10 protein-coding genes are annotated in these 10,914 nt (G+C 61.1%); 3 read left to right on the top strand and 7 right to left on the bottom strand.

Annotation, left to right across the window (positions count from 1 at the left end; all coding sequences use genetic code 11):
* From rplT to NW827_RS01595, 3 genes are all read right to left on the bottom strand, one after another.
* On the bottom strand, positions 1 to 197 hold a 197-nt coding region (gene rplT, locus NW827_RS01585), incomplete at its 3' end, for a 50S ribosomal protein L20 (RefSeq protein ID WP_414503262.1).
* Between the two features lie 96 nt (positions 198 to 293).
* The gene (gene rpmI, locus NW827_RS01590; protein ID WP_414361819.1) at positions 294 to 494 is read right to left on the bottom strand and encodes a 50S ribosomal protein L35; all 201 of its coding nucleotides are present in this window, start codon (positions 492 to 494) and stop codon (positions 294 to 296) included.
* Between the two features lie 117 nt (positions 495 to 611).
* Positions 612 to 1,838, bottom strand: a complete 1,227-nt coding sequence (locus NW827_RS01595) for a class I SAM-dependent methyltransferase (RefSeq protein WP_414403669.1) — start codon at positions 1,836 to 1,838, stop codon at positions 612 to 614.
* A gap of 62 nt (positions 1,839 to 1,900) precedes the next feature.
* Between NW827_RS01595 and glcD the strand changes: the two genes are divergently transcribed.
* Positions 1,901 to 3,391 carry a glycolate oxidase subunit GlcD gene (gene glcD / locus NW827_RS01600; RefSeq protein WP_414361795.1) on the top strand — a complete coding sequence of 497 codons (1,491 nt, stop codon included), beginning with the start codon at positions 1,901 to 1,903 and terminating at the stop codon, positions 3,389 to 3,391.
* Here glcD and NW827_RS01605 read toward each other — a convergent pair.
* The 3 genes from NW827_RS01605 to NW827_RS01615 form a co-directional block, all read right to left on the bottom strand.
* Positions 3,388 to 5,262 carry an AAA family ATPase gene (locus NW827_RS01605; protein WP_414403668.1) on the bottom strand — a complete coding sequence of 625 codons (1,875 nt, stop codon included), beginning with the start codon at positions 5,260 to 5,262 and terminating at the stop codon, positions 3,388 to 3,390. The genes glcD and NW827_RS01605 overlap by 4 nt on opposite strands.
* A gap of 123 nt (positions 5,263 to 5,385) precedes the next feature.
* Positions 5,386 to 5,949, bottom strand: a complete 564-nt coding sequence (locus NW827_RS01610; protein ID WP_414361821.1) for a phycobiliprotein lyase — start codon at positions 5,947 to 5,949, stop codon at positions 5,386 to 5,388.
* A 47-nt stretch (positions 5,950 to 5,996) separates the two neighbouring features.
* The gene (locus NW827_RS01615) at positions 5,997 to 6,539 is read right to left on the bottom strand and encodes an HNH endonuclease (RefSeq protein ID WP_414361800.1); all 543 of its coding nucleotides are present in this window, start codon (positions 6,537 to 6,539) and stop codon (positions 5,997 to 5,999) included.
* A gap of 175 nt (positions 6,540 to 6,714) precedes the next feature.
* Between NW827_RS01615 and NW827_RS01620 the strand changes: the two genes are divergently transcribed.
* Entirely contained in the window at positions 6,715 to 8,922 is a 2,208-nt protein-coding gene (locus NW827_RS01620) for a glycoside hydrolase (RefSeq protein WP_414403667.1), read from the top strand.
* A 26-nt stretch (positions 8,923 to 8,948) separates the two neighbouring features.
* Positions 8,949 to 9,899: a prolyl aminopeptidase gene (pip, locus tag NW827_RS01625; RefSeq protein WP_414361804.1), complete on the top strand. Its 951-nt coding sequence runs from the start codon at positions 8,949 to 8,951 to the stop codon at positions 9,897 to 9,899.
* A 48-nt stretch (positions 9,900 to 9,947) separates the two neighbouring features.
* On the opposite strand, the gene NW827_RS01630 is transcribed toward pip, so the two are convergent.
* The gene (locus NW827_RS01630; RefSeq protein WP_414361807.1) at positions 9,948 to 10,124 is read right to left on the bottom strand and encodes a hypothetical protein; all 177 of its coding nucleotides are present in this window, start codon (positions 10,122 to 10,124) and stop codon (positions 9,948 to 9,950) included.
* Positions 10,125 to 10,914: the final 790 nt, after the last annotated feature.

Here is a 10,914-nt window from a genome sequence, read left to right on the forward strand (position 1 = left end):
GCGTTGATGCGGCCAACCCAGCGGCGGCTAAAATCCCGCTTCTTGCGGCGGCGACCCCGATAGGCGCTGCGCAGCGCCTTCATCACCTGCTGGTTGGCAGTGCGAAACAGCTTGGAGCCGGCTCCGCGAAAGCCTTTGGCTAGCTTGAGGATCTTCTTACGACGCTTGCGGGCAACATTGCCGCGTTTGACTCTCATGGCAGTAACCCAATACAGATACCGAGGCCAACAGAGCTTGAGACTTCCAGCCTGCTGTGGCGAGGGCTCACCCTAGGCTGAGGGGGTGGATTTCCCCTAGTGGGTGTTGGGCAGCATCAGGCGCACATTGACCAGATCCTGCTTGCTCACCAAGGCCACACCCGCCAACTTGCGTTTGCGGTTGCTGGTTTTGTGCTCAAGTAGGTGGTTGTGCCCGGCTCGGCGGCGCAGGAACTTGCCGTTACCAGTGAGGCGAAAGCGCTTAGCGGCTGCCTTGCGGGTTTTGATCTTGGGCATGGCGATAACCCCAGAAATGGCCAGGGGAAAGGTCACAGTCTCCTAGCATAAGCTAGGGAAGTCCAAGAAAGCAAATGCCGCAGTAGCCTCTTTCTGTCTCAGACTCGCCAAGAGCCCTCAAAAACCGTTCTCTTGCGGCTCCAAGAGCAGCACCTGCCAGCGCAGCAACTGCTGCAACTGCGGCCAGCTCAGGGGAGAGTCTAGGCTCTCTTGAAGGGCTTGGACGGTGCGGATCCCGTCCACCTGCTGCAAAAAGGCAAAGGCCTCCTCGCTGAGGGAGATGGCCTCGTAGGCGTAGTTGAAGAGGCTCCGCCCTGGCCACAGACCCAGGCAGGGGCTGAGGTGAGCCACTGCCGCGGCCACCTCCTCTGGATGGGTCCATTCCCAGCGGCAAATGGGGGGCTTGCCAAGAAACAGCTCGTAGTGGGCCACCACCGGATCCAGCAGCTCAATCAGGCGGTAGCGCTCCAGCTCCGGCAGTTGAGCCGCCTGGGCTAGTAGGGCCTCATCCTGGCCCAACACCCGCTCCAGCCGCCAAAACTCCGGGTTGGAAAAGCGCAGAAACTGCAGTCCGGAGGCGCGGATCAGCTCAAATAGGGTCTCAATGTTGTAGTTCACCTCCTGCGGGTGCAGGTACATATCGGCAAAGCATTCGTCGTCCACGTTCTCGATGGCCCAGCGGGCCTGTTCCTGCTGCTGGATGCGGTTGCTTGCCGGCAGGATCTCGAAAAGACGGCGACCCACCTGGAGGGCCTTTTGCAATTGCTCTGGGGAAGCGAGGGGTTGGTGTTCAGAGCCGGTAACCAAGAGGCGGATGGCCTTCTGCATGAGGCGAATCTCATGGCGGCCCAGCTCGCCGTAGACAAACAAATGCAGGATTCCACCGGGAGCCAATTTGCTGGCCAGCGCCTGGAGCCCCGCTGCTGGATCGGGCAAGTGGTGGAGCATACCCACGCAGTTGATGAAGTCAAACTGCCCTGGCAGTTGGTCGATGTCGTAGACGTTGAGCTGGCGAAAGTGCACCGGTGGTGCCTGGGAAGCCCGACAGCGGGCCTCGGCAATCTCTAGAGCGCGGCTGCTTAGGTCAAAGGCCCAGATTTCGGCGTTGGGGTTTTGGTGGGCGATATACTCCGTCCCCACCCCAGAGCCGCAGCCAGCGTCCAGAATGCGCACTGGGCGGCGGCCTGGATGAGCACCTGTGCAGAAGGCATAGGCCTGGGGCCAGCTCCAGCGCCAGTTCCACCCTGGCGGGGGAACGGTGGCGATGGGCTGTGGCGGGAAGGGGTAGAGGTCGTAGAGCTGCCGCACTTGTTCGAGGATCTGTTCGGCGCTGCGGGACTGCATAGGCTCTCCGGCCAGACTATAGTGACGATATCTCCTCTGAGGACATTTCTCCCCGACGATCTATGGTTGTACGTCCTTCCCCTCCTCTGCAAACTGGCCTTACTTTCGACTGGATCAAGCTGACGGCTGAGCTCAAAAAAATTCTCGATCCGCAGCGAGTGATCAGCAAGCCGGAGGAGCTGCTGGTTTACGAGTGCGACGGGCTGACCAGCTACCGGCAAAGGCCGGCTTTGGTGGTGTTGCCGCGCACCACGGAGGAGGTGGCGCAGGTGGTGAAGCTGTGCAACCGCTATCGGGTGCCCTTTGTGGCCCGGGGATCCGGCACTGGCCTTTCGGGAGGGGCGCTACCCGTGGAAAATAGCGTCGTCATCGCCACCACCCTGATGAAACAGATCCTGGAGATTGACCTAGACAACCGCTGCATGGTGGTGCAGCCGGGGGTAATCAACGCCTGGATTACCCAAGCGGTGGCCGCCCAGGGCTATTTTTATGCGCCGGATCCCTCTAGCCAGTCGGTTTGCTCCATCGGCGGCAATGTGGCGGAAAACTCCGGCGGCGTCCACTGCCTCAAGTACGGGGTAACAGCCAACCACATCCTCGGCCTGACCGTGGTGCTGCCGGATGGGGAGGTGGTGCGCTGGGGGGGCAAGATCCCGGAGATGCCCGGCTACGACTGGGTGGGCCTGTTTGTCGGCTCTGAGGGCACCCTGGGGATTGCGACGGAGATCACCCTCCGCTTGCTCAAGGCGCCGGCTCAGGTGCAGGTCTTGCTTGCAGATTTTGAGAGCGTTGAGGCGGCAGGAGCCACTGTTTCCGACATCATCGCTGCTGGGATCATCCCCGCCGGCCTGGAGATCATGGACAACTTCAGCATCAACGCCGTCGAGGATGTGGTGCAGTTGGGCTGCTACCCGCGGGATGCGGCAGCCATCTTGCTGGTGGAGGTGGACGGGCTGGCGCTGGAGGTGGAGGAAGCTAGCCAACAGGTGAGGGCGCTATGCCTCAAAAACGGCGCCCGCCAGGTGCAAGTTGCCTCTGACCCAGAAGAGCGGGCGCGGCTGTGGAAAGGGCGCAAGGCGGCTTTTGCTGCAATGGGCAAGCTCAGCCCCAACTACTACGTCCAGGATGGGGTGATCCCCCGCAGCCAGCTAGCCTATGTCCTCAAAGAAATTGAGCGCCTCAGCCGCGAATACGGCTACCGGGTGGCCAATGTGTTCCACGCCGGCGACGGCAATCTCCATCCGCTGATTCTCTACGACGAGTCGGTGCCGGGATCCCTGGAACAAGTGGAGAAGCTGGGGGGTGAGATCCTCAAGCTCTGCGTACGCCTGGGAGGCAGCATCTCTGGCGAGCATGGCATCGGGGCCGACAAGCGCTGCTACATGTCGGAGATGTTTACGCCCACGGATTTGGAGAGCATGCAGTGGGTGCGGCAGGTGTTCGACCCGCAGCATCTGGCCAACCCCGACAAGATCTTTCCCACCCCCCGCACTTGCGGCGAGGCGGCCCATGCCCATCGGCAACCGGAATGGCAAGGGATCCCTGTCTTCTAGCTGACCTGCCGCTGCTGCTGGAGCTCAGCGAAGGCCTGGGCAAAGTCCTCCTGGCCAATGACCAAGGCCTTGGCGTCTAAGGAGGCAGAAGTGGCGCGGTGGCGGCGAATGGCGGCAATGGCGGCACGGTTGCTTAACAAAGCCAGGTCGGCGCCGCTCCAGCCCTCGGTGCGCTCAGCCCACACCTCCAGATCCACATCTGGCCCCAGGGGGCGCCTGCGGTTGTGCACAGCCAAGATTTCCCGCCGTGCGGCGCGATCCGGCAGCTCCACACTCAGGTGCAGCTCCAGCCGGCCGGCGCGGGTGAGGGCGGGATCCAAACTCTCCTTGCGATTGGTGGCCGCCACCACCAAGACCCCCTGGCTGGAGCGGATCCCGTCCAGTTCGGCTAGGAGTTGCCCCAGGACCCGGTCGCTGACGCCACTATCGCCGGAGTAACTGCCCCGTGCCGGCGCCAGGGTGTCGATCTCATCGATGAAGATCACACAGGGAGCGCATTGGCGGGCACGGGCAAAGAGTTCCCGCACCGCCTGCTCGGAGGAGCCCACCCACTTGCTCAAGAGCTCTGGGCCGGAGACGGCGATGAAGTTGGCCTTGGCCTGGGAGGCAATGGCCTTGGCCAGGAGAGTCTTGCCGGTGCCGGGGGGCCCACTGAGGAGGATCCCTTTGGGGGCTTGGGCCTGGGCCTGCTCGTACAGCTCTGGGTGCAGCAGGGATCCCTCGATGGCCTCCTGCAAAACCTGCTTGGCGTGCTCCAGGCCGCCAATGTGATCCCAGCTCACCTGGGGGGATTCAATTTCCACCGAGCGCAACACCGCCGGCTTCACTTGTTGCAGAGCTTCTTGAAAGTCCGCTGCCGTCACTTTTAGGGATTCAGGAATGGGGGATTCTAGATCCGGCACCTGGCGCCGCAAAGCCGCATAGGCGGCCGCCTGGCACAGGCCCCGCAGATCCGCGCCTACAAAGCCCAGCGTCTGATCTGCTAGGCTGTCCAAATCCACATCCTCTGCCAGGGGCATGCCGCGGGTGTGAATGGCCAGGATCTCCCGCCGCCCCTCCCGATCCGGCACCCTAAAGATGATCTCCCGGTCAAAGCGCCCCGGTCGCCGCAGGGCCGGATCCAAAGCTTCAGGTCGGTTGGTGGCTGCCAGCACCACAACGCCTTCTTGGGCCCCAAACCCGTCCATTAGCCCCAGCAGCTGGGCCACCAAGCGTTTTTCCACCTCCCCCTCGACGGTGCTGCGATTGGGCACAAGGGCGTCAATTTCGTCGATAAACACCAGACAAGGGGCAGACCTAGCCGCTTGCTCAAACAGCTGCCGCAGGCGCGCCTCCGCCTCGCCGTAGTACTTGCCAATCAGCTCCGGGCCCACGACGGCAATGTAGTTCACCCCCAGGCTCTCGGCCAGGGCGCGGGCCGTCAGGGTTTTGCCAGTGCCAGGGGGGCCAACCAACAGCACGCCACGGGGCGGCTCCAGCCCCAACTTAGCCAGTAGATCGGGCCGCTTGAGGGGAATCTCCACCAACTCCCGCAAGGCTTGCAGTTGTTCCTTAAGCCCCCCTACGTCCTTGAGGCACAACTTGGACCTTGACCCTGGGCGCTCGGCAGGGATTGTCCCAGCAGCCCCAGAGGTTTCCTGGAAGCGGGTTGCAGACATCCCTTGGGGCTCGCTGCTCCAGGAGGGATCCCTTGGCTGGGCGCTGCTGCGGCGACGGGGGATGGAGCCGGAAGGGGGGATAGAGCTGCCCAAAGGACGGGCCTGGATGCGCACCTCGGTTCGCAGCTCCCCCGTGTTTCTTTTCTCGTCCAGCTTCTGGGCTAGCTCGATAAGCTGCTCAATACCCTGGATAAAATTGCTTAGATCCGCCACAGCCGGGGTTTTCCGTCTACAAATAACCCACCAACAGAGGTTTTAGCCCATCCCTTGCTGGCTGAGGCTCTCCCCCCACCCAAAAGGAGCCAACTTTCAGCCAGGGATCTGGTCAGCCCCCGCCTAGGGAGAGCGGGACTCGGCCATGGCCGAGAGGGGGGAAGGGCTGGCGGAGAGCTTGCGCACCTCGGAGCAGAAAGAAGCCATGCTAAAGCCGCCGAAGCGCTTGACAATGCTAGTCCGCAGGCGGAGATTGGGGCTGGCAAACCAAATGCGCTCCTCCGACTCGGTCATTTCGTACTCGGTGTAGAGGGTGAGGGCGCCATCGGCTCCCATCACATAGGTACCCGCCACCGGCACTTTCTCAGCATAGCCCTGATCCCGCAGCAGTTGCCCCCGCATGGGGTTGTCAGGATCGGGAATCGGAACCAGCACCACATCGCCTTTGTACTCTTCGTTGTCCCAGTCCTGCTCCCCCTGCCACTGTACCCGTGCTGCCCCCACCGCCCGCTGCGGATCCACCTTGAACAGCTCGCAAACCCGAATGACAGCTGGATCGGTTGCCGCAAGGGTGGCAATTTGCAGCCGCGACCTCCCTCCTTCAGAGCGGCGAAAAGCCAAGTGATGGCTGGTGCGCTGACACATCCACTCGCCAGCGCTGAGGGCAAAAAACTCCATTACGGTCATCATGGCCGACGCGGATCCTCATCGATAACAACCGGGATTTGCCGATTCTAGCTTGTGCTGTAGCCGTAGATTTGCTCTTGCCGGCTCTGCTGTTTGTGCCAAAACTGCTCGGCAAAAGCCACCGTCGGGTGGAGGGGGGCGCGGGGTTTGCTGCGCAGAGGCATATTGGCCTCTTCAGGAGTGCGGTTGCCCTTGCGCTGGTTGCAGCGCTCGCAGGCCGTGACTACATTGTCCCAAGTGTGGGATCCCCCGCGAGAAAGAGGCACGACATGATCCAGGGTTAGGTTATGGGTGCTGCCGCAGTACTGACAGGTGTGGTGGTCCCGTCGCAAAACCTCCCGCCGGTTGACAGGGGGCACCCGCCAGGATCGCTCCTTGCCTTTGATGGTCAGGCGGATGTGCTCGGGCACCTCGATCACCTGGCTGGGGGAGCGCACTTTCCATACCGGCACATTCATCATCGCCAGCGGCTCTGCCTTGCCCGTCAGCAGCAGCACAATCGCCCGCCTAATGTTGACCCGGCTAATGGGCAAGTAGTTTTGGGAAAAGACAACAATCGACTGTTCCAGGACGTGGGTAGCAGCAGTCATGCCTTAGCTCTTCCATTTGCCGCCATTGTCCTGAGAAATCTGGCAAATGACAAGGTTTTCCCGCAGTGGGCCCCATCCAGGTGGAGCCCCACCATTTAACCTTCCAGAGTTTCTTGCGATCGAGAGGCGGACAGATGGGCTAGTATCCGGGTGATGGTTGGATCCCGTGCCTCCCATGACCCACCCGCTGTATGTCGCCCTGGTTTGGCACCAACACCAGCCCCTCTACAAAAGTCCGCTGGCAGGCAAGTATCGCTTGCCGTGGGTGCGCCTGCACGGGATCAAAGACTACCTGGACTTAATTTTGCTGCTGGAGCGCTATCCCCGCCTGCACCAAACGGTTAACCTAGTGCCCTCTCTCATTGTGCAAATTGAGGACTACGTGGCCGGCTCGGCCTTCGATCCCTATTTGGAGCTGACTTTATCTCCTGTCGAAAAGCTGACCCCGGAGCAGCGGCGCTTCATTGTCGAGCGTTTCTTCGACAGCCATTACCCCACCATGATTGAGCCCTACCCCCGCTACCGCCAGCTCTACGAACAGCGGGAATCGCAAGGGATCAACTGGTGCCTACAGTACTGGACAGCGCAAGACTTCAGCGATCTGCTGGCCTGGCACAATTTGTCCTGGTTCGATCCCCTCTTCCAAGAGGATCCGGAGATCGAGGGCTGGATTAAGATGGGCTCCGGCTTTACCCTGGCGGATCGGCAGCGGATCTACGCCAAGCAACAGCAGATCCTGGCCGCCATCCTGCCCCAGCACGCTAAGTTGCAAAGTAGCGGCCAACTGGAGTTGACCACTAGCCCCTACACCCACCCTATCTTGCCCCTACTGGTAAGCGAGCGCTCGGCGCGGGTGGCCCGGCCCGGCTTGCCCCTGCCCCGCTACCCCTTCCACTGGGAGCAGGATGTCCACAGCCAACTGGAGCGGGCCAAGCAGATCTACCGGGAGCGCTTTGGCCGCGATCCGCGGGGGTTGTGGCCTTCAGAGCAGGCGGTTAGCCCCGCCATTGTCCCCATCGTCTGCAAGCAGGACTTTGAGTGGATTATCTCTGACGAGGGAGTGCTGGGCTGGAGCCTGGGCCAGCCTTTCCACCGCGATGAGCAGGGCCATGTCCTTGAGCCGGAAAAGCTCTACCGGCCCTATCGTCTTGAGAGCGAGGCGGGGGATCTGGCGATTGTCTTCCGGGATCACCGCCTTTCCGATCTCATTGGCTTTAGCTACAGCACCATGCCTGCCGACGCTGCCGCCAAGGACCTCATTGGCCATCTGGAGAATATCCGCAACCGCCTGCCCCCAGAGCAGCCTTGGCTGGTCACCATTGCTCTCGATGGAGAAAATTGCTGGGAGTACTATCCCCAAGATGGCCGGCCCTTCTTGGAAAACCTCTATACCCGCCTCAGCCAACACCCGGCCCTGCGCTTGGTAACGGTCTCCGAGTTTTTGGATCAGTTCCCTCCCACCGAGTTTCTGCCAGCCGAACAATTGCACAGCGGCTCTTGGATTGAGGCCGACTTGACCACTTGGATTGGGGATCCCGTCAAAAACCGCGCCTGGGAGCTCCTGGCCCAAGCCCGCCAGGTGATCCAGGATCACCCTTACGCCACCCCCCAGGCCTGGGAAGCCCTCTGGGCGGCCGAGGGATCCGACTGGTTCTGGTGGTTTGGGGCGGGCCATTCTTCCGCCCACGATGCCGTTTTCGACCAGTTGTTCCGGGAACATCTACAGGCCCTCTACACCGCTTTGGGAGAGGCGGTGCCGGCGGCGCTGCAGTTTCCCCTCGAGGATCACGACGGGCTGGGGGATCGCCTGCCGCAGGGGTTTATCCATCCCACCATCAACGGTCGCCCCGCCGAACGGGAGTGGAGCCAGGCCGGGCGGGTGGAGATCGGCGCCGCTCGAGGAACCATGCACCGCAACAGCGTCATCCGCCGCCTCTGGTACGGGTTCGATCACTTCAACCTCTATCTGCGGCTAGATTTTAGCTCGGTGGTGCAGCGGCCCAAGCAATTGCTGGTGCTCTGGTTTTATCCCAACCGCGTTACCGTCAACAGCCCCATTCCCCTACAGGGATTACCCGCAGAAGCCCCCCTCAACTATCTCTACCGCCACCTGTTGAAGCTGTCGCTGCCGCCGCCTGGCACCGGCCAGCATCCCGCACCCGTCGAGGCTCAGCTCTTGCAGGCAGGGGAGTACCATAGCTGGCACCCCATCAACCATCAGGTGAAGGCGGTGGTGGATGCCTGTTTGGAGGTGGCCATTCCCTGGAGCAATTTGGGTGCCCAGCCGGGGCAGGAGCTGCAGTTTGTCATCGTGGCCGCCGATGGCGAGACCTTCCAAGAAGGGATCCCCCCCAAGGCCACCATTGCCCTGCGCAGGCCCTAGAAAGCTGCTTGTTTCCAGATCTGCCTATGCAGCGCGAGCTCTATCCGCCCATCGAGCCCTACGATCACGGCTTTCTCCCCGTCTCTTCCCTGCACACCCTCTACTACGAGCAGTGCGGCAACCCGGCGGGCAAGCCGGTGGTGTTTTTGCATGGGGGGCCAGGGGGTGGGATCGATCCCCTCTACCGGCAGTACTTTGATCCCAGCCGCTGGCGGGTGGTGCTGTTTGATCAACGCGGCTGCGGCAAGAGCCGCCCCTACGCTGAGCTGCGGGAGAACACCACCTGGGATCTGGTGGCCGATATTGAGAGGCTGCGCCAGCACTTGGGCATTGAACGCTGGTTTGTCTTTGGAGGAAGCTGGGGCAGCGCCCTTGCCTTAGCCTACGGCCAGACCCACCCCCAGTCCTGTCTGGGGTTTATCTTGCGGGGGATCTTCCTACTCCGCTCCTTTGAAATCCGCTGGTTTTACCAGGAGGGGGCCAGCTACCTTTTTCCCGATGCCTGGCAACACTACCTCGAGCCCATCCCCCCCGAAGAGCGGGATGACCTGCTGGCAGCCTACTACCGCCGCCTCACCGACCCCGATCCTCAAGTGCGCCTAAAGGCAGCCCGCGCTTGGGCCATTTGGGAGGCCAGCACCAGCAAGCTGATCCCCAGCCCTGAGCTCATCGAGCGCTTTGGCCAGGAGAGCTTTGCCGAGGCCTTTGCCCGCCTAGAGTGCCACTACTTTATCCACCACGGTTTTTTGGAGGCGGAGGATCAACTCCTTAAGGGGGTAGAGCGCCTGCGCCACCTGCCGGCTGTCATTGTCCAGGGCCGCTACGATGTCGTCTGTCCTCCCATTTCTGCCTGGGAGTTGCATCAGGCCTGGCCAGAGGCGGAGTTTTACCTCATTCCTGATGCCGGCCACGCCATCACTGAGCCCGGGATCCGCACCGCCCTCCTGGCAGCCACCGATCGCTTTGCTCAGCTCTAAGAGCCTAGGATGACTTCAAAGCAGGTCTGCCATTTCCAGCACTAAGCCTCAGCCGGCCTCAAACTGGAGGGCATCGGGATCAACGTAGTAGCAGCGGGCATTGTCAGCACAAATGAGCGCCCAGCCGTTGCAGTTGGCATCGACTAGGACGTACTCTGATTGTGGGATAAAGTGGCCTTGGTGGTTACGGGTCTCGCTCTTAACCTGAACTGTCTGCCGGTTCATTCCAACGTTCCTCCAACTCATGCTCAAAAAGACTTGAAAACAGCACCCCAGCTCGCTGCAAGCAGCAGCAAAGCCAGGCAAGAATTAGAGCCAATAAACCTACCCCTTTTGAGCTTCGGTAAGCTCGAGGGGAGGAAAGCTAAGCAATACCCTTGACTAGATAAGAGAAGTCTAGCACTGCCTCTCTGAGAATAGCGTTAAGAGTTACAGATTTAAGGTAAAAAGCTCTGGATTTTCGTAAATTCTTATTGCAAAATGGGCTTGAGCCTATTTAAGCTTCTTCAGCTAATTAGCGGTGGATCTTGCTTACCTGCGGCCAATCGACGCCAGCAACCCGCTCAGGATCCCCACCTGCTAGTAGCCTGTCTAGAGCTAGCCGCTGGGGGTGTGGGGGTGGATCAGACTCAGGATAAAGATGGGGTAGAAGGGCCTTCCCGGAGTGTCTACCAGCTCCCGTTGCAGTGAGAAGGCCGCGCTCTACAGGAGGGTGGCTGAAGCTCCCTGTAAGGCAGGTGGGGTGGCTCTCAGGGTGCTTTTGGCCTGTCCCTCTAGAAAGACAAGTCCAGGCTGCTGCCTTCGGGGATCCTGCAATGCCTTGGCGGCTTCCCCTGCCTTGTAGCGCCGGATAGTCCTATTGGGGGCAACATGAACTACCCCACCGCGTAGGCGGGTGGGGTTTCCTCACCCGCTTGACAGCAGAGCTTTTGTCTCTTCTTCTGCCCCAGTTGCTTCATAGATCCCGTGTACCGGGTCTGTGAAGTAGAGCTGAAGCATCCAAGACTCACGAGGC

The sequence above is a fragment of the Synechococcus sp. H70.1 genome (genome assembly GCF_047502705.1).
GTDB lineage: Bacteria > Cyanobacteriota > Cyanobacteriia > Thermostichales > Thermostichaceae > Thermostichus.